Source organism: Cedecea sp. P7760 (assembly GCF_013386425.1).
In the GTDB taxonomy this organism is placed as follows: Bacteria; Pseudomonadota; Gammaproteobacteria; order Enterobacterales; family Enterobacteriaceae; genus Cedecea; species Cedecea selenatireducens.
Window position 1 is genome coordinate 1 of record NZ_JACARU010000076.1, and the last position, 19,785, is coordinate 19,785.

Annotated in this window: 14 protein-coding genes and 1 riboswitch; of the genes, 6 read left to right on the top strand and 8 right to left on the bottom strand. The window is 55.3% G+C overall.

Annotated features, from left to right (window positions below):
• Positions 1–302: 302 nt before the first annotated feature.
• Positions 303–1,952: a glucose-6-phosphate isomerase gene (gene pgi / locus HX778_RS22340; RefSeq protein ID WP_176983099.1), complete on the bottom strand. Its 1,650-nt coding sequence runs from the start codon at positions 1,950–1,952 to the stop codon at positions 303–305.
• Positions 1,953–2,191: 239 nt separating this feature from the next.
• Positions 2,192–2,413: riboswitch (Lysine riboswitch) on the top strand.
• A gap of 104 nt (positions 2,414–2,517) precedes the next feature.
• On the opposite strand from pgi, the gene lysC reads away from it, so the two are divergent.
• From lysC to HX778_RS22360, 3 genes are all read left to right on the top strand, one after another.
• Positions 2,518–3,867 carry a lysine-sensitive aspartokinase 3 gene (gene lysC, locus HX778_RS22350; protein ID WP_176983100.1) on the top strand — a complete coding sequence of 450 codons (1,350 nt, stop codon included), beginning with the start codon at positions 2,518–2,520 and terminating at the stop codon, positions 3,865–3,867.
• Positions 3,868–3,960: 93 nt separating this feature from the next.
• On the top strand, positions 3,961–4,893 hold the full coding sequence (panS, locus tag HX778_RS22355; RefSeq protein ID WP_176983101.1) for a ketopantoate/pantoate/pantothenate transporter PanS: 933 nt from the start codon (positions 3,961–3,963) through the stop codon (positions 4,891–4,893).
• A 92-nt stretch (positions 4,894–4,985) separates the two neighbouring features.
• On the top strand, positions 4,986–5,258 hold the full coding sequence (locus tag HX778_RS22360) for a DUF3811 domain-containing protein (RefSeq protein WP_038483020.1): 273 nt from the start codon (positions 4,986–4,988) through the stop codon (positions 5,256–5,258).
• A gap of 1 nt (position 5,259) precedes the next feature.
• On the opposite strand, the gene rluF is transcribed toward HX778_RS22360, so the two are convergent.
• Complete coding sequence (gene rluF, locus HX778_RS22365; RefSeq protein WP_176983102.1) at positions 5,260–6,138, bottom strand: 23S rRNA pseudouridine(2604) synthase RluF; 879 nt, start codon at positions 6,136–6,138, stop codon at positions 5,260–5,262.
• Between the two features lie 207 nt (positions 6,139–6,345).
• Between rluF and HX778_RS22370 the strand changes: the two genes are divergently transcribed.
• Both HX778_RS22370 and HX778_RS22375 read left to right on the top strand, forming a co-directional pair.
• Positions 6,346–6,663 (top strand): type II toxin-antitoxin system RelE/ParE family toxin, encoded by a 318-nt coding sequence (locus tag HX778_RS22370; RefSeq protein WP_176983103.1) that lies wholly within the window; start codon positions 6,346–6,348, stop codon positions 6,661–6,663.
• On the top strand, positions 6,656–6,931 hold the full coding sequence (locus tag HX778_RS22375; RefSeq protein ID WP_038476738.1) for an addiction module antidote protein: 276 nt from the start codon (positions 6,656–6,658) through the stop codon (positions 6,929–6,931). The genes HX778_RS22370 and HX778_RS22375 overlap by 8 nt, the downstream gene beginning before the upstream one ends.
• A 28-nt stretch (positions 6,932–6,959) precedes the next feature.
• Here the strand turns inward: HX778_RS22375 and HX778_RS22380 are convergent, their stop codons facing one another.
• Together HX778_RS22380 and metH are read right to left on the bottom strand one after the other, a co-directional pair.
• On the bottom strand, positions 6,960–8,591 hold the full coding sequence (locus tag HX778_RS22380; RefSeq protein ID WP_038476740.1) for a Na/Pi cotransporter family protein: 1,632 nt from the start codon (positions 8,589–8,591) through the stop codon (positions 6,960–6,962).
• Positions 8,592–8,733: 142 nt separating this feature from the next.
• Positions 8,734–12,417 carry a methionine synthase gene (metH, locus tag HX778_RS22385; RefSeq protein WP_176983104.1) on the bottom strand — a complete coding sequence of 1,228 codons (3,684 nt, stop codon included), beginning with the start codon at positions 12,415–12,417 and terminating at the stop codon, positions 8,734–8,736.
• Between the two features lie 191 nt (positions 12,418–12,608).
• Between metH and iclR the strand changes: the two genes are divergently transcribed.
• Positions 12,609–13,442 carry a glyoxylate bypass operon transcriptional repressor IclR gene (gene iclR, locus HX778_RS22390; protein ID WP_176983105.1) on the top strand — a complete coding sequence of 278 codons (834 nt, stop codon included), beginning with the start codon at positions 12,609–12,611 and terminating at the stop codon, positions 13,440–13,442.
• Here iclR and aceK read toward each other — a convergent pair.
• The 4 genes from aceK to metA all read right to left on the bottom strand — a co-directional run bounded on the left by aceK (position 13,439) and on the right by metA (position 19,350).
• On the bottom strand, positions 13,439–15,181 hold the full coding sequence (aceK, locus tag HX778_RS22395; protein ID WP_176983106.1) for a bifunctional isocitrate dehydrogenase kinase/phosphatase: 1,743 nt from the start codon (positions 15,179–15,181) through the stop codon (positions 13,439–13,441). The genes iclR and aceK overlap by 4 nt on opposite strands.
• Positions 15,182–15,238: 57 nt before the next feature.
• Entirely contained in the window at positions 15,239–16,546 is a 1,308-nt protein-coding gene (gene aceA / locus HX778_RS22400; protein ID WP_038476747.1) for an isocitrate lyase, read from the bottom strand.
• A 30-nt stretch (positions 16,547–16,576) separates the two neighbouring features.
• The gene (gene aceB, locus HX778_RS22405) at positions 16,577–18,175 is read right to left on the bottom strand and encodes a malate synthase A (RefSeq protein WP_038476749.1); all 1,599 of its coding nucleotides are present in this window, start codon (positions 18,173–18,175) and stop codon (positions 16,577–16,579) included.
• A gap of 245 nt (positions 18,176–18,420) precedes the next feature.
• Positions 18,421–19,350: a homoserine O-succinyltransferase gene (metA, locus tag HX778_RS22410; protein WP_038476751.1), complete on the bottom strand. Its 930-nt coding sequence runs from the start codon at positions 19,348–19,350 to the stop codon at positions 18,421–18,423.
• Between the last annotated feature and the right edge of the window lie 435 nt (positions 19,351–19,785).

A 19,785-nucleotide genomic window follows, 5' to 3' on the forward strand; every position in this document is an offset into this window, starting at 1 on the left:
CAACACAATGTGATGAATTGGCCTGCGGGAAATAAGGAGTGAACTTTAAGAAAAAGAGTAAAAATTAAATTGATAGACCTATTTATTTTACAAAAAAAACAATTAAAAACAAATAACTAAGGAATAAAAAGGCAATCTCAACTTCAAGATAATCTTAAATTAAAGACGTAGATTCGGCGCGGGAAAGATAATTTTCAGATTTACCTCAGGGTGGCAATATCAGAAATTATGACGACAAGGGGATTACTCTTATAAAAAATATGCCAGCACGAGGCTGGCATATTATCAATCACGCGGGGTAATTAATCACGCCATGCTTTATAGCGGTTAATCAGGCCGTTGGTTGAGCTGTCGTGGCTGGCGATTTGTTTGTCGTCGCCCAGCTCCGGCAGGATGCGGTTAGCCAGCTGTTTGCCAAGCTCCACGCCCCACTGGTCAAAGGTGAAGATGTTCAGGATTGCGCCCTGGGTGAAGATTTTGTGCTCATACAGCGCAATCAACGCGCCCAGGCTGAACGGGGTGATTTCACGCAGCAGGATGGAGTTGGTCGGGCGGTTGCCTTCGAACACCTTAAACGGCACAACGTGGTCCAGCGTGGCAGGATCTTTACCCTGGTCACGGTATTCCTGCTCTACTACTTCGCGGGATTTACCGAACGCCAGCGCTTCGGTCTGAGCAAAGAAGTTAGACAGCAGTTTTGGATGATGATCCGACAGCGCGTTGTGGCTAATAGCCGGCGCGATGAAGTCGCAAGGTACCATTTTGGTCCCCTGGTGGATCAGCTGGTAGAACGCGTGCTGGCCGTTGGTGCCCGGCTCGCCCCAGATAATTGGTCCAGTCTGGTAGTCCACGGCGTTGCCGTTGCGGTCAACGTACTTACCGTTGGACTCCATGTTGCCCTGCTGGAAGTAGGCCGCAAAGCGGTGCATGTACTGGTCGTATGGCAGAATCGCTTCAGTTTCAGCGCCGAAGAAATTGTTGTACCAGATGCCGATCAACGCCAGCAGAACCGGCAGGTTTTGCTCGGCAGGCGTGGTGGCGAAGTGTTTGTCCATCGCGTGCGCGCCGGACAGCAGCTCAACGAAGTTGTCGTAGCCAACGGACAGGATGATGGACAGGCCAATTGCGGACCACAGAGAGTAGCGGCCGCCAACCCAGTCCCAGAACTCAAACATGTTGGCGGTGTCGATGCCAAATTCGCCGACGGCTTTGCCGTTGGTGGACAGCGCAGCAAAGTGTTTCGCCACGTGTTTTTCATCGCCAGCTGCACGCAGGAACCAGTCGCGCGCGCTGTGGGCGTTGGTCATGGTTTCCTGAGTGGTGAAGGTTTTAGACGCGACCAGGAACAGCGTGGTTTCCGGGTTCACTTTCTTCAGCACTTCGGCAATGTGGGTCCCGTCAACGTTGGACACAAAGTGCATGTTGAGGTGGTTTTTGTAAGGGCGCAGCGCTTCGGTGACCATGAACGGGCCGAGGTCAGAGCCGCCGATACCAATGTTAACCACGTCGGTGATGGCCTTGCCGGTGTAGCCTTTCCAGCTGCCGCTGATGATGCTTTCAGAGAAGGCTTTCATCTTCTCAAGCACCGCGTTCACTTCCGGCATCACGTCTTTGCCGTCGACCACGATAGGCGTGTTGCTGCGGTTACGCAGGGCAACGTGCAGCACGGCACGGTCTTCGGTACGGTTAATTTTTTCGCCGTCGAACATGGATTTGATCGCGCTCTGCAGGTCGGTTTCTTTCGCCAGAGCCTGCAGTTTTTCGAGGGTTTCGGTGGTGATGCGGTTTTTGGAGAAATCCACCAGCATCAGGTCATCGAAGGTTGCGGAGAACTTGCTGAAGCGGTCGTTATCTTTCGCGAACAGCTCGGAAAGCGTAACGTCTTTCATCTCATCGTAGTGTTTCTGGAGCGCCTGCCAGGCAGAGGTCTGCTTCGGGTTGATGTTTTTCATAGCAATACTCTTCTGATTTGAGAATTGTGACTTCGGTCGATTGTAGCGCCTGCAGGCAAAAATTGTGATTGATTTTATGCCATTAACCGACTGTTTCCCGTAACCCCCTAAAAAGCGGCAAAAATACCCTCTTATAAGTTAAATTCCTGATTACGGATTTAACATGAAAAATCCGCATAACCCCGCGGTTGACATGCCTTCGCTGAAGCTTTATTTATTAGGCGCTACCTGCGCTTGCGCAGGCCAGAAGAGGCGCGTTGCCCAGAAAATCGTATCTGAGAAACCAGTAACGAAGAAGATACGTGAGGGGGTGCAACGCCGAGATGATGAAGCGGCTGGTCACGCTTATTGTCGGCTGCAGGGGCTGAATCCTCTGGGTTGTCACCAGGAAACGTTCGCAGTCGAGCGTTTCATGTTCGGCTCACAAAGCTGGATAAACAAGGTGGAGCACTTCTGGGTGATATCGTAGTTCTCCTGCTCTGCGCCCACCCGTTTACCGCTCTTCCCTTGTGCCAAGGCTGAATACTTTTTTGCCAGTTGAATGGCCCCCTGACACGAGGTAGTTATGTCTCAAACCGTAGTCGCCAAATTTGGCGGTACCAGCGTCGCCGATTTTGACGCGATGAACCGCAGCGCCGATGTTGTAATGGCCGATAGCCATGTCCGCGTCGTGGTCCTTTCCGCCTCCGCCGGCGTGACTAACCTGCTGGTTGCTCTGGCCGAAGGGCTCGAAGCAACCGAGCGCTTCGTCAAGCTCGATGCCATTCGCAAAATCCAGTACAACATCGTTGAACGCCTGGCGAGCCCGGAAGTGATCCGCGAAGAGATCGACCGCCTGCTGGAAAACATCACGACGCTTGCGGAAGCCGCCTCTCTTGCGACCTCAACCGCGCTGACCGACGAACTGGTCAGCCACGGCGAACTAATGTCCACCCTGCTGTTTGTTGAGATCCTGCGTGAACGTAGCGTTGAAGCGCAGTGGTTCGATATTCGTAAAGTCATGCGTACCAATGACCGCTTTGGCCGCGCCGAGCCGGATATCGCCGCGCTGGCGGAGCTGGCAAGCCAGCAAATGCTGCCGCGCCTGGCGGAATCCCTGGTGATCACTCAGGGCTTTATCGGCAGCGAAGAAAAAGGCAGAACGACCACGCTTGGCCGCGGCGGCAGCGACTATACCGCGGCATTGCTCGGTGAAGCGCTGAATGCGGCTCGTGTGGATATCTGGACCGACGTGCCGGGCATCTACACCACCGACCCACGCATGGTGCCAGCGGCAAAACGTATCGATCGCATCGCCTTTGAAGAAGCCGCTGAAATGGCCACCTTCGGGGCGAAGGTCCTGCACCCTGCCACGCTGCTGCCCGCCGTACGCTGTGATATCCCGGTGTTTGTTGGCTCCAGTAAAGATCCGGCCGCAGGGGGGACGCTGGTGTGCAAAAAAACCGAGAATCCGCCGCTCTTCCGCGCCCTTGCGGTACGCCGTAAGCAAACGCTGCTGACGCTGCACAGCCTGCATATGCTGCATTCACGCGGTTTCCTCGCGGAAGTGTTCAGCATTCTGGCTCGCCACAATATCTCCGTGGACCTGATAACCACCTCCGAAGTGAGCGTGGCATTGACGATGGATACCACCGGTTCAACGTCTACCGGCGACAGCCTGCTGACCACCTCGCTACTCACCGAGCTGTCGTCTCTGTGCCGCGTGGAAGTCGAAGAAAACCTGGCGCTGGTTGCCATCATCGGCAATAAGCTGTCCCAAGCCTGTGGCGTAGGCAAAGAAGTGTTCGGCGTGCTCGACCCGTTCAACATCCGCATGATTTGCTACGGCGCATCCAGCTACAACCTGTGCTTCCTGGTGCCGGGCAACGATGCCGAGCAGGTGGTGCAGAAGCTGCACCGCAACCTGTTTGAATAACAGACAAATTCATGCCATGAATACAGAAAGCCGGGCTCGCACCCGGCTTTTTTTATAACCATAAAACAACACAAACTCTGCAAGGACATCGCTATGATAGCCACCCTAACCCGGCTGTTCCCGCTTTGGGCGCTGCTGCTCTCCGTCGCTGCGTATTATACCCCTTCAACCTTTACCCCGATTGGCCCCTGGGTCAGCACGCTGCTGATGCTCATTATGTTTGGTATGGGCGTACATCTGCGACTTGAAGACTTTAAACGCGTGCTGTCGCGCCCGGCACCGGTGGCGGCGGGAATTTTTCTGCACTATCTGGTGATGCCGCTGGCAGCATGGCTGCTGGCGATGCTGTTCCATATGCCCCCCGATCTTTCCGCCGGGATGGTGCTGGTCGGCAGCGTAGCCAGCGGCACGGCTTCCAACGTTATGATTTACCTGGCCAGGGGCGACGTTGCGCTCTCCGTTACCATCTCTTCTGTTTCCACGCTGGTCGGCGTCTTCGCCACTCCGCTACTGACCCGTCTGTATGTGGATGCCGATATCAAAGTCGATGTGATGGGCATGCTGGTCAGCATTTTGCAAATCGTCATTATCCCGATTGGTCTGGGCCTGATTGTGCACCATCTGTTCCCACGCCTCGTTAAGCGCGTGGAGCCGTGGCTGCCCGCATTTTCCATGCTCTGCATTCTCGCCATCATCAGCGCAGTTGTCGCAGGCTCGGCGTCACACATCGCCTCCGTTGGCCTGGTGGTGATTATCGCGGTGATTCTGCATAACACTATTGGCCTGCTCGGCGGCTACTGGGGCGGGCGTCTCTTTGGCTTCGACGAGTCCACCTGCCGGACGCTGGCCATTGAAGTGGGTATGCAGAACTCGGGTCTCGCGGCTACGCTGGGTAAAATTTACTTCTCACCGCTGGCGGCGCTGCCTGGCGCATTGTTTTCCGTCTGGCATAACCTTTCGGGCTCCCTGCTGGCAGGTTACTGGTCAGGTAAAGCGATAAAATCGCAGCAAAACGAGAAAAAATAGAACGATAAAAGCCTGCAAACGCAGGCTTTTTTGTCTCGTCGATGCTGGAGGTTTGCTTTACACTGAACGTCCTTTCCTGGGAGATTGCAACGATGGCTACAGCCAGACTGACACAGCAAGACATGACGGAAAGCGAACAGCGTGAGCTTAAAACACTGCTGGATCGCGCCCGCATTGCCCACGGTCGTACGTTGACCAACTCAGAAACCAATCAGGTAAAAAAAGAGTACATCGATAAGCTGATGGCGGAACGCGCGCTGGCGGCTAAGAAAGCTCGCCAGCTGAAGAAACAAAACGCATTAAAACCGGATACTTCTACCACCTATTCGTGGTCAGCCAATAACCATACGCGGGGGAAACGCTAGCTTAACGGCCCTTCTTCTTGCGGCCGGGAGAAGCAAAGCGTTTACGAGAGGCGAGCTCAGCGGGCGTTTTTGCTGAGCTTTTCGGCCCGCTGACCAGCGGCTTTTTCACCGCTGGCGTGGCCGCTTTTGGCTTCGCTTTTTTAGCCGGTGCGGCCTCAGAGGACGAGTCCTCAATCAGCTTAAACAGCTCAATCAGTTCATCATCCGTCAGGTCACGCCACTCTCCCAACGGGATCCCGGTCAGGTTAACGTTCATGATGCGCGTGCGCTCAAGCTTCGTCACTTCATAGCCAAAGTGCTCACACATGCGGCGAATCTGGCGGTTCAGCCCCTGAACCAGGGTAATACGAAACGCAAACGGCGCCTCTTTTTTGACTTTGCATTTTTTGGTGACGGTGCCAAGAATCGGCACGCCCGCGCCCATACCGCGAATAAACTCGTCGGTGACCGGTTTGTTCACCGTGACCACATACTCTTTCTCGTGGTCGTTACCGGCGCGCAGAATTTTGTTTACCAGGTCACCGTGGTTGGTGAGGAAAATCAGGCCCTGAGAGTCTTTGTCCAGGCGGCCAATAGGGAACACGCGCTTGCTGTGGTTCACGTAGTCGACGATGTTGTCTCTTTCGCCGTCTTCCGTGGTGCTCACAATCCCCACCGGTTTATTCAGGGCAATCAGCACCAGATCGTCTTCATTACGAGGCTCAATAAGCTGACCATTCACCTTCACGCTGTCGCCGGCAAAGACCTGATCGCCAATTTTGGCGCGCTTGCCGTTAATAAAAACGTTGCCCTGTTCGATGTAGCGATCGGCGTCACGGCGTGAGCAGATCCCGCTCTCGCTGATGTATTTGTTAAGACGAATAGATGAATTAGTCAGCATGGCTCCTCCGAAAACCCAGGACTATACCTTACCCGCAGGGCGTTGCGAACCGCCTTTCTCACATTAACCTGCATCTCTGGAAGCTTCCTCGTAAATATTGAAAACGTGCTGCGAATGACTTTCCAGACTGCGGCGACGGCCATTGCGCCGCTTTAGCCGCATGAATATTTTTTATACACCTATTTCTGATGTGCTTTATAAACTACAATGAATAAACTCAAACAAACGAGTGCTTTTAGCGCCTGGCTAAGTTCACTTAGAGATAAAAGGGAAAAAACCGTTATTGCCGCCCGGCTTTTAAGGCTAGCGAATGGTTTACCTGGCGATGTGCAACCCGTTGGGGCAGGCATCAGCGAACTTAGAATCCATTTTGGGCCGGGCTATCGCCTTTACTACCAGCAGCGTGGGAAGCTAATCATTTTGCTTCTCTGTGGAGGAAGCAAAAATACTCAGCACAAGGATATAGTTTTAGCGAAATTGCTGGCGAAAGACTGGGAACATGAGGAAGATTTCGACGATGAATAAATTAACAGATTACGATCCTGCATCTGCATTGGTCGACAACGAGGAAATTGCTTTTTTCATGGCGGATGCCCTGGAAACCGGAGATGCAGCCTATATAGCAAAGGCGCTGGGCGTAGTCGCACGGGCAAAAGGGATGTCGCAAGTAGCCACTGAAACGGGCCTGTCTCGCGAACAGCTGTACCGTTCATTTAGTGCAGAAGGAAACCCAACGCTTAAAAGCACGCTTGCCGTGATGAAAGCGCTGGGTATTACCCTTACCGTAAAGTAGGCGCCTAGCCCATTAAGGCGCCATTTTTCTAATACTCATCCCGCTCGTCGTCATCGTCCGGCTGGTCCAGCACGCTGTAGGCGACGGAACAGAACAACGAGTTGAGGCGCTTCATATCCCCCAGCAGCCCAAGGTGCAGCGAACTGGTTTCGATGCTCTGCACGTTTTGCTGGTGCAGACGGTCAACGTGAGCGTGAGAGTAGCGGCGGTTCATGATGCGGAAACGGTGCTTGTTGCGGCGCAGGCGGCGGGCGCTGCCCAGGTCGCTTGAGAAGAATACCGACAGGCTGAGCTGCAGGTTGCTGATCAGCTGCTGAAGCAGGTTGTCCAGCTCGGTCAGGCCATCCGGCGAGAAAGCCCGGCGCGCGGCGAGCGATTTATCCGCCACTTCGCTGCCCATACGCTCGATGATGTCTGCCGCCTGTTCCAGGTTAAGCGACATTTCGATGATTTCCGCCCAGCGGCGGGACTCCATTTCCGCCAGATCTTCTTTTGGCATCTGCGCCAGATAAAGCTTGATGGCGGTATACAGCACGTCCACGTCGTCGGCCAGCTTGCGCAGCTCTTTTTCCTGACGCGGCTCGCCGTGCATTACCTTGCTCCAGGTTTCCAGCATCTGCTCCAGCACGTCCCCCATTCTGAGGGTTTCGCGCGCCGCATTAGATAACCCCAGCGCAGGCGTATCCAGCGCCGTAGGGTCGAGGTGCTTCGGCTTCATGCGGGCATCGACTTCGGGCACTTCGCTGATAACCCGGCGGCAGAAGCGCGCCATCGGCTCGGCAAAAGGCACCATCACCAGGCAGCGGATCAGGTTGTAGAACACGTGGAAGTAGATAACCAGCTCTGACTCAGGCAGCGGCAGGTGGTGCATCAGTCGGGCAAGAATGTGCACAAACGGCAGCACCAGCAGGCTACCCACCAGCTTAAACAGCAGGCTGCCAAGCGCCACACGGCGCGCTGCGGCATTCGCGGCGCTGTTGTTGATCATCGCCAGCAGGCCGGAGCCGAGGTTGGCGCCAATCACCAGGCATAGCGCCACATCAAACGAAATTACTCCGGTGGACGTCAGCGTGGCCGTCAGTAAAACGGCAGCCAGGCTGGAGTAGCTGATGATGGCGAACATCGCGCCAATCAACGCGTCGAGCATGATATCGCCGGTCAGAGAAGCGAAGATGACCTGGACACCGTTCGCCTGGGTAATCGGCGTGACGGCCCCGACAATCAGCTCAAGCGCCAGCAGAATAAGGCCAAGGCCAATCCCCACGCGGCCAAGCTGCCCGGCGCGCGTTTGCTTGCGGCTGAGGAAGAAGATAACGCCGATAAAAATCAGCAGCGGCGAAAGCCACGAAAGATCGAAGGTCAGGATACGCGCCATCAGCGCCGTACCCACGTCGGCCCCCAGCACAATCACCAGCGCAGGGGTAAGCGCCACCAGATCCTGAGCAACGAAGGACGTGACCAGCATCGTGGTGGCATTACTGCTCTGCACCAGAGCGGTCACGCCGATCCCGGCGCAGAAGGCGAGAGGTTTCTTTTCTACGCTGCGGCTAAGTACGCTGCGCAGGTTGGCGCCGTAAACGCGCATGATACCGGTACGCACGATGTGCGTGCCCCAGACCAGCAGTGAAACGGCGGAAAGCAGGTGTAACAAGGTCAGCACGGATTTTTATTCTCCTTATCGTTTTTAGGGTTCCTGAGGCAAAAATAGTCACCCTTCTTCAGTATAAGGGGTTAACTTCAATAAAGAGACAAGGCGCTCACGGAGCGCCTTGTAAGTTGTAAGGAAAGGTTATTTTTAGCGGCTAGTCGGCGTCATAACCCAGGTTTGGCGCCAGCCAGCGTTCAACCTCGCTTACCGGCATACCTTTGCGCCTCGCATAGTCCTCGACCTGATCGCGCTGAATTTGTGCGACCGCGAAATACTTGCTGTCGGGGTGGCTGAAGTACCAGCCTGAAACCGACGCGCCGGGCCACATGGCGTAAGATTCGGTGAGCTTCATGCCAATCACGTTTTCTACGTCCAGCAGCGCCCAGATAGCCGCCTTTTCGGTGTGCTCCGGGCAGGCCGGATAACCCGGCGCCGGACGAATCCCCTGGTAATTTTCGCGAATAAGCTCCTCGTTACTGAGGTTTTCCGTCGCCGCATAGCCCCAGTAGACTTTACGTACGCGCTCGTGGAGGTATTCAGCAAAAGCTTCGGCCAGGCGATCGGCAACGGCTTTCACCATGATTTTGTTGTAATCATCGTGCTGCGCATCGTAGGCGCCGGCCAGCGCGTCTTCTTCAATACCGCCGGTGACCGCAAAAGCGCCGATGTAGTCCGCTTTACCGCTGTGTTTAGGCGCGACAAAGTCGGCAATACAGTAGTTCGGGAAGCCGCTTTTTTCGGTTTGCTGGCGTAGATGACGGCTGACGGCTTTAACCTGGGTCCGCGTTTCATCGGTATAAACCTCTACGTCGTCGTCAACACGGTTCGCCGGGAACAGGCCTACTACGCCGCGCGGCGTCATCGTCTTCGTGCGGTGGAGCATATCGAGCATGTCGTTGGCGTCTTTAAACAGGCGCTGCGCTTCCTCGCCTACCACTTCATCCTCCAGGATGCGTGGGTATTTCCCGGCAAGCGACCAGGTCATAAAGAACGGTGTCCAGTCGATGTAATTTCGCAGCGTCTCAATGCTGGCGGTAACCTCATGCACACCAGGCCGATGGGCAACCGGCGGCGTATAACTTTCCCAGTCAAACGCCAGGTCGTTATCCCTTGCGGCCTGCAGCGTAACAGGCGGTGTGCGAGGTTTTTTGCGTGCGTGCTGGGTGCGAACCACTTCGTACTCTTTGCGGGTTCGGGCCACAAATTCATCATGCTGGGTTTCTGAAATCAGAGCAGAGACAACGCCTACGGTACGGGAGGCGTTTTGCACATACACCGTTGGGCCGCTGTAGTTCTGCTCGATTTTCACCGCGGTATGGGCTTTGGAAGTCGTCGCTCCGCCAATCAGCAGCGGCAGCGTAAAGCCCTGGCGCTCCATCTCTTTGGCGACGTTGACCATTTCATCCAGCGAAGGCGTAATAAGGCCAGAGAGGCCGATAATATCCGCGCCCACTTCGCGGGCAGTTTTCAAAATTTTCTCGCCGGGCACCATCACGCCAAGGTCGATAATTTCGTAGTTGTTACACTGCAGCACCACGCCGACGATGTTCTTGCCGATGTCGTGCACGTCACCTTTCACCGTCGCGAGGACGATCTTGCCGTTAGTCGACCCTTTTTCCTTGCTGGCTTCGATATAAGGCTCAAGATAAGCCACCGCCTGTTTCATGACGCGGGCCGATTTGACCACCTGCGGCAGGAACATTTTCCCCTCGCCAAACAGATCGCCCACCACGTTCATCCCCGCCATCAGCGGGCCTTCAATCACTTCGATTGGGCGAGCCGACTGCTGGCGAGCCTCTTCGGTATCTGCTTCGATGAATTCTGTGATCCCTTTCACCAGCGAATATTCAAGCCGCTTAACGACGTCCCAGCTGCGCCACTCGGCCTGTTGCGCATTGGCGGCTTCATCACTTTTGCTGCCGCGATATTTTTCAGCCAGCTCTAACAGCCGTTCGGTGCTGTCATCACGCCGGTTAAGAATGACGTCTTCTACAGCGTCACGCAGCTCGGCCGGAAGGTCGTCGTAAATCGCCAGCTGCCCGGCGTTCACGATCCCCATGTCCATGCCGTTGCGGATCGCGTAATAGAGGAATACCGCGTGAATGGCTTCGCGTACCGGATCGTTGCCGCGGAAGGAGAAGGAGACGTTAGACACGCCGCCGGAAATCATCGCGTGCGGCAGCTCGCGCTTAATGTCTTCGCAGGCGCCGATAAAGTCCTGCGCGTAGTTGTTGTGCTCTTCGATGCCGGTCGCCACCGCGAAGATGTTCGGGTCAAAGATGATGTCTTCCGGCGGGAAGCCCACCTCTTCGGTAAGAATTTTGTAGGCCCGCCGGCAAATCTCGATTTTTCGCTCGCGGGTATCCGCCTGGCCCGCTTCGTCGAACGCCATCACCACCATCGCCGCGCCGTAGCGACGCACCAGCTTCGCGTGATGAATAAACGGCTCAATGCCTTCCTTCATCGAGATGGAGTTGACGATGCCTTTGCCCTGAATGCACTTCAGCCCTTTCTCGATGACGTCCCATTTCGAGGAGTCGATCATGATCGGCACGCGGGCGATATCCGGCTCGCCGGCAATCAGGTTGAGGAAGCGCACCATCGCCGCTTCGGCGTCGAGCATCCCCTCGTCCATGTTGATGTCAATTATCTGCGCGCCGCTGGCGACCTGCTGCAGCGCAACGTCCAGCGCCTCGCTGTATTTTTCTTCTTTTATCAGCCGCTTGAATTTAGCCGAGCCGGTGACGTTGGTGCGTTCGCCTACGTTCACAAACAGGCTGTCCGCGCTAATGTTCAGCGGCTCAAGTCCGGCCAGGCGGCAGGCAACCGGCAGTTCGGGGAGCTTACGCGGCGCAACGCCAGCCACCGCTTTGCTCATCGCAGCAATGTGCGCAGGCGTTGTCCCGCAGCAGCCGCCAACAATGTTCAGGAATCCGGCCTGCGCCCATTCGCCAATCTGCTGGGCCATCACTTTCGCATCGAGATCGTACTCGCCGAAAGCATTTGGCAGACCAGCGTTAGGGTGAGCGGTTACGTAGCACTCGGCAATACGCGACAGCTCAGCCACGTACTGGCGCAGCTCGTCCGGCCCCAGCGCGCAGTTAAGCCCGAAGGAGAGCGCATCGGCATGGCGCAGGGAGTTATAGAAAGCTTCCGTCGTCTGACCGGAAAGCGTGCGGCCTGACGCATCGGTAATCGTGCCGGAAATCATAATCGGCAGGTCAACGCCGAGCGCTTCAAACTCAGCCTTTACGGCGAAGATGGCGGCTTTGGCGTTCAGGGTGTCGAACACCGTTTCGATCATGATCAGGTCGGCCCCGCCTTCCACCAGCGCCCTGGACGATTCACGGTAAGCGGCGACCAGTTGATCAAAAGTGATGTTGCGGAAAGCCGGGTCGTTCACGTCCGGGGAGATTGAAGCCGTGCGGTTGGTTGGGCCTAACACACCGGCGACATAGCGTGGTTTTTCCGGCGTACGTGCCGTCCATTCATCGGCACAGGCACGAGCCAGCTTCGCGGCTTCGTAGTTAATTTCCGCCGACAGCGATTCCATTTGGTAGTCAGCCATCGCAATCGTGGTGGAGTTGAAGGTGTTGGTTTCAACGATGTCTGCGCCAGCCTCAAAGTAGGCGTAGTGAATCGCGGTGATGATTTCCGGCTTGCTGAGCACCAGCAGGTCATTGTTGCCCTTGAGGTCGCACGGCCAGTCGGCAAAACGCTCCCCGCGGAAGTCGTTCTCATCAAGACGATAGCTCTGGATCATGGTCCCCATGCCACCGTCCAGCACCAGAATGCGTTCACTCAGTTGTTGCTTCAGCTTCTCTACGTTGTTACTCACGCTCACTCCCACCTTTTTTCCCTGACTGACGGACCTGCAGCCCCATACTTGCACAAACTACAGGGTCGTAAAAGCCGCACGTCAGGAACATGAGAGATGTTCAGCATCACTCATCCGATCAGTCCGTGAGCGGTTGCAAATTCGCCAAATAAAACGAAAATGATTTCCACGATACGAAAAAGGAGTCCGGTATGGTTGCTACAGTCCCCGCTAAACGAGGTAAGAAACCCCGCGCCGCAGCCGCTGCTGCCCCGCAGGTCACCGGGCAGGTTCAATCACTCACTCGCGGCCTCAAACTGCTGGAGTGGATTGCCGAATCTCACGGCAGCGTGGCGTTGACCGAGCTTGCCCAGCAGGCCGGCCTGCCAAACTCCACGACCCACCGTCTGCTGACCACGATGCAGCAGTTAGGCTTCGTTCACCAGGTAGGCGATTTGGGCCACTGGACGATTGGCGCTCACGCTTTTGTCGTCGGCAGCAGCTTCCTGCAAAGCCGCAACCTGCTGGCTATCGTGCACCCGATTCTGCGCAAGCTGATGGAAGCCTCCGGCGAAACCGTTAACCTCGCGGTGCTCGACAAGAACGATCATCAGGCGATTATTATCGACCAGGTTCAGTGCACGCAGCTGATGCGTATGTCGGCCCCCATTGGCGGCAAGCTGCCGATGCACGCTTCCGGCGCAGGCAAGGCGTTCCTGGCTCATCTTAACGATGACGAACTGGCAGGCCTGCTGCACCGCAAGGGCTTACACAGCTACACGCCCGCAACGCTGACTTCACCGCTGCATTTAAAAGAAGATTTAGCGCAAACGCGCAAGCGGGGTTACTCGTTTGACGATGAAGAACATGCGCTGGGGCTACGCTGCGTGGCCTCCTGCATCTACGACGAGCACCACGAGGCGTTTGCTGCCATCTCCATTTCTGGCCCGATTTCGCGCATCACCGATGACCGGGTGACGGAGATTGGCGCTCTGGTCATTAAGGCAGCGAAGGAAATTACGCTGGCATACGGCGGCGGGCGCTAACCCGCCCGCTTCACGTCCCCAAACCGCTGGCTGAAACGCTGGCGGCGGCGATAGGCGAAGACATCTTCGACATAGCCCTCGCGGATGCGGGTTTGCAAAGCTCGCCAAAAGTCGGCGCGGAACAGGTCAGCGTGCATTTCATCGAATAGCGGGCGAATGCGCTTGTCCGCGCAAAGATAGTGGCGGAATTCCTCCGGGAAGACATCGCCCGGCGAGATGCTGTACCAGGGCTCGGAGGAAAGCTCATCCTCTGGGTAACGTGGCGGCGGAATATCCCGGAAATTTACCTCGGTCATATAGCAAATTTCATCGTAATCGTAGAACACCACTCGCCCGTGGCGCGTCACGCCAAAGTTTTTAAAGAGCATGTCACCGGGGAAAATATTAGCCGCCGCCAGTTGGCGAATGGCGTTGCCGTACTCTTCCACCGCATCCCTCAACTGCTGACCTTCAACCTGCTCAAGCCACAGGTTGAGCGGCACCATTCGCCGTTCTATATAAAGATGACTTATGGCAATGCGGTCGCCAAGATCGGTGAGTTTTTCCGGGACTTCTTCACGCAGCAGCGCCATCAGTTCAGGGCTAATTTGCTGCTTATCCAGCACGAAGTTTTCAAACTCCTGGGTATCCGCCATGCGCCCCACGCGGTCGTGTTCCTTTACCAGCTGGTAGCAGGCACGAACCCTTTCGGCGGTGACTTCTTTCTGCGGCGCGAACCTGTCCTTTATCACCTTAAAAACACGATCGAAGCCCGGCAGCGTGAAGACTAGCATCACCATGCCACGAATGCCCGGCGCCTCAATAAACTGCTCGGGCGTGTTGTTAATGTAGGTCAGATATTCGCGATAGCTTTCGGTTTTGCCGTGCTTCTGGCAGCCGATTGCCATATACAGTTCGGCGGTGGTTTTGCCCGGTAAAATCTCGCGCAGCCACTCGACGAGCGCGGCGGGAAAAGGGGCATAAACCATAAAGTAAGAACGGGCGAAGCCAAAAACGATGCTGGCTTCAGGTGAACTGGTCAGGCAGGTATCCACCATTAAGCGGCCATCATCTGTGCGGTGGATCGGCAGCAAAAATGGAATTATTCTCCCCTGCAGTACCAGTTTGCCAACCAGCCAGGCGGCTTTATTGCGATAAAACAGCTCGTTGGCGACTTCGAGCGTGGCCGTACGCAATGCTTCTGCGCCGAACGTTTCATGGAGATGGGCAAGAATAAAACCAACGTCCCGCGCAATATCCTGCCAGGGAAGACGCAGCGGGAGATCGGAGAGCAAGGTGGTGAGCAATGTCGTCCAGCCCTGCTCCGGGAAAAAGGTTTTAGCCAGCGGACGAGGCAGCGGCCGGAGCTGTTTGCCAGCCTGCGAGCTAAAGATAAAAAGCCGCTCGGGAGTAAGCGAGCGGTGATCGAAGAGCCGACAATAGACGGAATTAAAAAAGCTTTCGGCAATTTCAAAACGCGGATAATCCGGCAAAAGCCTGGTGTACTGCTCTTTCACGCGCAGCAAAAAGGCCGCATCGGTATTCTGGCCGCCGGTAATACAGCGAAGCTGCTCTACGACGAGCCCTACGTGATGATCGTAAAGATTGATACGGCTTTTCATCGCCTGCTGAACGGCGTGCCAGTCGGCCTGTTCAAAGCGCTGCTGCGCACCCGCGGTGACCTCAAGAAATCGACCGTATTGCGCATCGAACCCTTGCAGGATGGTGTGGGCAATTAACAGCTCCAGCCTGTGTGACATTTATTTCTCCCCTCACCCCGGCCCTCTCCCAAAGGAGAGGGGGAAAATAAAGTTTGTTCAGAACTGTTCTTCTTCGGTAGAACCAGTCAACGCGGTTACGGAAGAGGCGCCGCCCTGAATGATGGTAGTGACGCGGTCGAAGTAGCCGGTACCCACTTCCTGCTGATGAGAGACGAAGGTATAACCTTCGGAAGCCGCAGCAAACTCAGGCTGCTGTACCTTCTCAACATAGTGGCGCATCCCCTCGCCCTGTGCATAAGAGTGCGCCAGGTCGAACATGTTGAACCACATACTGTGGATCCCCGCCAGGGTGATGAACTGGTACTTGTAGCCCATGTCCGACAGTTCTTGCTGGAAGGAAGCGATGGTTTTGTCATCGAGATTTTTCTTCCAGTTGAACGATGGCGAACAGTTGTAGGCCAGCAGCTTGCCAGGGAAGCGAGCGTGGATCGCTTCGGCAAAGCGACGGGCCTGGTCCAGATCGGGTTTAGAGGTTTCACACCAGACCAGGTCGGCATAAGGGGCATAGGCCAGGCCACGGCTGATAGCCTGCTCAATGCCAGCCCGAGTGCGATAGAAACCTTCCTGCGTACGTTCGCCGGTGACGAACTCGCGGTCATATTCGTCGCAGTCGGAGGTGATCAGATCTGCCGCATCGGCATCGGTACGGGCAATCAGCAGCGTAGGAACGCCCATCACGTCCGCCGCCAGACGAGCGGCGATTAATTTCTGGATAGCCTCCTGGGTCGGGACCAATACTTTGCCGCCCATATGACCGCACTTTTTCACCGAGGCAAGCTGGTCTTCAAAGTGTACCGCCGCTGCACCGGCCTGAATCATCGACTTCATCAGCTCGAAGGCGTTTAGCACGCCGCCAAAGCCTGCCTCAGCGTCGGCAACGATCGGCAGGAAGTAGTCAACGTGGCGCGGGTCGCCCGGCTCAATATTCGACGCCCACTGGATCTGATCCGCGCGCTGGAAGCTGTTGTTGATCCTGTCGACTACCGCAGGAACGGAGTTAGCCGGGTAGAGCGACTGATCCGGATACATGCTGGAGGCCAGGTTAGCATCCGCCGCCACCTGCCAGCCGGATAAGTAGATAGCTTCGATACCCGCTTTAGCCTGCTGCAAAGCCTGACCACCGGTTAACGCCCCCAGACTGTTTACGTAGCCTTTTTTCGACTCGCCGTGCAGCAGACGCCAGAGCTTCGCCGCCCCGTGCTGCGCCAGCGTGCATTCCGGGTTCAGCGAACCGCGCAGTTTCACCACGTCTTCTGCGCTATAGGTACGCTCAATGCCTTCCCAACGCGGTTGTGTCCATTCTTGTTGTACTTGTTGAATCTGTTGGCTACGAGAGGTTTTCATTGCAGATGCTCCATTTTTATAGGGTTAGGTTCAGGCAAGCAGGCGGTAGCCCGGCAGCGTCAGGAAGTCGATTAACTCTTCTGAGGTGGTAATTTGTTCCATCAGCCGTGCGGCTTCATCGAAGCGCCCCTGGCTATAACGCTGGTCCCCCAGCTCGGCCTGAATCACCAACATCTCTTCGGCAAGCATCTGGCGAAACAGCGATTTAGTGACGGTCTGGCCGTTGCTCAGCGTCTTCTGGTGATGGATCCATTGCCAGATGGAAGTACGGGAAATTTCAGCGGTCGCGGCATCCTCCATCAGCCCATAGATAGGCACGCAGCCGTTGCCGGAGATCCACGCCTCGATGTACTGCACTGCAACGCGGATGTTGGCTCGCATGCCTTCTTCGGTACGCTCCCCAGGGCAAGGCTCAAGCAGCTGGGCCGCGGTAATGGGAACATCTTCGCTGCGGCTAATATCCAGCTGGTTGTGACGCTCACCTAGCGCTTTGCCAAAGACCTCGACAACCGTGTCCGCAAGGCCCGGATGCGCAATCCAGGTGCCGTCGTGGCCGTTGTTGGCCTCCATCTCTTTGTCCGCTTTGACTTTGTTCAGCACCCATTCATTACGCGCGCTGTCTTTGCTCGGGATAAAGGCCGCCATGCCGCCCATCGCAAACGCACCGCGACGATGGCAGGTTTTGATCAGCAGGCGCGAGTAAGCATTCAGGAACGGTTTGTCCATCGTCACGGACTGTCTGTCCGGCAGGACGCGATCCGGATGGTTTTTCAGGGTTTTTATGTAGCTGAAGATGTAGTCCCAGCGCCCACAGTTCAGGCCGACAATGTGATCTTTCAGCGCGTGCAGGATCTCGTCCATCTGGAAGACCGCCGGTAACGTTTCGATCAGCAAAGTGGCCTTGATGGTGCCCCGCGGCAGATCGAAGCGATCTTCCGTAAAGCTGAATACTTCGCTCCACCAGGCGGCTTCCTGCCACGACTGCGTTTTCGGCAGGTAGAAGTAAGGGCCGCTGCCTTTGGCCAACAAGGCATCAACGTTGTGGAAGAAATAGAGCCCGAAGTCGAACAGGCTGCCCGGAATGGCTTCCCCACGCCAGGTCACGTGTTTTTCAGGCAGGTGCAGGCCGCGTACGCGGCAAACCAGTACCGCCGGGTCGGGCTTTAGCTGATAAATTTTTCCCGCTTCGTTGGTCCAGCTGATGGTGCCATTAACCGCATCGCGCAGGTTGATCTGGCCATCGATAACCTTGCTCCAGCTCGGTGCCAGGGAATCCTCAAAGTCGGCCATAAATACTTTTACGTTAGCATTCAGGGCATTGATAACCATTTTGCGTTCAACCGGCCCGGTAATTTCAACCCGCCGGTCGAGAAGATCCTGTGGAATGCCGCGAATTTGCCAGTCACTCTTTCGAATGGAATCGGTTTCCGAATTAAAATCAGGCAGCTTTCCTGCATCAATAGCCTGCTGCTCCGCAATACGAGCCGCCAGCAGCTTATTGCGCTGTGGGGTAAAGCGGGCTACCAGGTCGCTGAGGAAATCAACGGCTTCAGGGGTGAGAATCTGTCTCTCCTGGTCACCAAACGGCTGGCTAAAGGCCAGCTCTTCGCTAACTGTCTGTTGTGTCATTCGGTTACTCCTTCGTCTTATCCCGTCGAGACGGCCAAAAGTGAATCGCGCACGGCTGTGCAGTTTTCATGCAACAGAATTAAGACTACTTGATGAATTTTTAAAATCAAAAACAATTTCCATTTTTGAATTTAAATTCATTTATCACATTGATATTTATAAGATTAAAGTTTAAACAAGGAGGGAAGTGGTTTTCAGAATATAAAAAAGGCGCCGGAGGCGCCTGTGGTGGGAAGCTGAAACGCTTAATCCAGCGTAGGGTTCATGCGGCGGAGATCGAATGGCGTGATCTGGTAGACGTAATAGTTCAGCCAGTTGGTGAACAGTAAATTGCCATGGCTACGCCAGGTGGCACGAGGTTTTTTCGCCGGATCGTCCCCAGGGAAGTAGTTATAGGGCACATCAGGCTCGAGTCCCGCATCAACATCGCGGAAATACTCTCCGGACAGCGTTAAAGGATCGTATTCCGGATGGCCCGTCACGAATGCGATGCGCTTATCCCTGCTGCCAAACAGATAGGCATCGCCCTGTTCGGTTTCGGCAAAAATCTCCAGATCCGTATAATCGCGGATCAGCTGGGCGGGGAAGTCGGCATAGCGAGAGTGCGGCGCAAGAAATGAATCGTCAAAGCCGCGCGTCAGCAAAGCATGAGGCTGGGTGACATGGTGCTCATAGACGCCAGAGAGTTTTTCATCCCGAGTTTGCTTCGGAATGCCATACAAAATATTCAGCGCGGCCTGCACGGCCCAGCAGACAAACAGCGTAGAGGTGACATGATCTTTGGCCCACTCCAGGACCTGCTGGATCTGTGGCCAGTAAGCGACGTCGTTAAATTCGACCAGGCCAAGCGGCGCGCCGGTCACAATCAGGCCATCATAGTTATCGTGCTGGATATCTTCAAAATTGCAGTAAAAGTTATTGAGATGTTCGCTGGGCGTGTTGCGAGATTCACGGCTATCAATGCGCAGCAGCTGGATGTCCACCTGCAGCGGAGAGTTGGAGAGCAGCCGCAGGAACTGGTTTTCCGTCTCAATTTTCTTCGGCATCAGATTCAGGATCAGTACCTTTAGCGGACGTATTTCCTGATTACTGGCGCGCGATGAAGTCATCACAAAGACGTTTTCCTCACGCAGGAAATTGACGGCTGGTAGCTCGTCCTGCACCCGAATCGGCATAACCTTATATCCTCAAAGCATACGTTTAAACGTTTAGACATCCAGACACCTGACAATACCGAGTTTGGCAATCAATGTCGAGTCAGAAGCGAAAAGGTGAAAATGTTTCATTTAGCGGAGATGGCTAAGATCAGGGCTTTACGCTGCAATGAGGGCCGAAATGCAGTGAATAAGTCTATCCGCCGTGACGTCAGAATTAGAAGGGCATAGAAAGCAAAAAACCCCAGCCTTCCGGTCGGGGTTAGTGCTAATTTGATGCCAGGCAGTTGTATGCCGGGCTGTCCTGCCCGTCACCCTGCGGGCAGCCTCCGGCTGTGCAAATCCGTTCCCGACGGATTTGTCCCACTCAGGAGAGTGCTCACCGACAAACAACAGATAAAACAAAAGGCCCAGTCTTTCGACTGAGCCTTTCGTTTTATTTGATGCCTGGCAGTT

Coding starts and splice junctions, on each gene's coding strand:
- pgi (WP_176983099.1), bottom strand. CDS start 1,952: ATGAAAAACATCAACCCGAAGCAGACCTCTGCCTGGCAGGCGCTCCAG.
- lysC (WP_176983100.1), top strand. CDS start 2,518: ATGTCTCAAACCGTAGTCGCCAAATTTGGCGGTACCAGCGTCGCCGAT.
- panS (WP_176983101.1), top strand. CDS start 3,961: ATGATAGCCACCCTAACCCGGCTGTTCCCGCTTTGGGCGCTGCTGCTC.
- HX778_RS22360 (WP_038483020.1), top strand. CDS start 4,986: ATGGCTACAGCCAGACTGACACAGCAAGACATGACGGAAAGCGAACAG.
- rluF (WP_176983102.1), bottom strand. CDS start 6,138: ATGCTGACTAATTCATCTATTCGTCTTAACAAATACATCAGCGAGAGC.
- HX778_RS22370 (WP_176983103.1), top strand. CDS start 6,346: ATGAATAAACTCAAACAAACGAGTGCTTTTAGCGCCTGGCTAAGTTCA.
- HX778_RS22375 (WP_038476738.1), top strand. CDS start 6,656: ATGAATAAATTAACAGATTACGATCCTGCATCTGCATTGGTCGACAAC.
- iclR (WP_176983105.1), top strand. CDS start 12,609: ATGGTTGCTACAGTCCCCGCTAAACGAGGTAAGAAACCCCGCGCCGCA.
- aceK (WP_176983106.1), bottom strand. CDS start 15,181: ATGTCACACAGGCTGGAGCTGTTAATTGCCCACACCATCCTGCAAGGG.
- aceA (WP_038476747.1), bottom strand. CDS start 16,546: ATGAAAACCTCTCGTAGCCAACAGATTCAACAAGTACAACAAGAATGG.
- aceB (WP_038476749.1), bottom strand. CDS start 18,175: ATGACACAACAGACAGTTAGCGAAGAGCTGGCCTTTAGCCAGCCGTTT.
- metA (WP_038476751.1), bottom strand. CDS start 19,350: ATGCCGATTCGGGTGCAGGACGAGCTACCAGCCGTCAATTTCCTGCGT.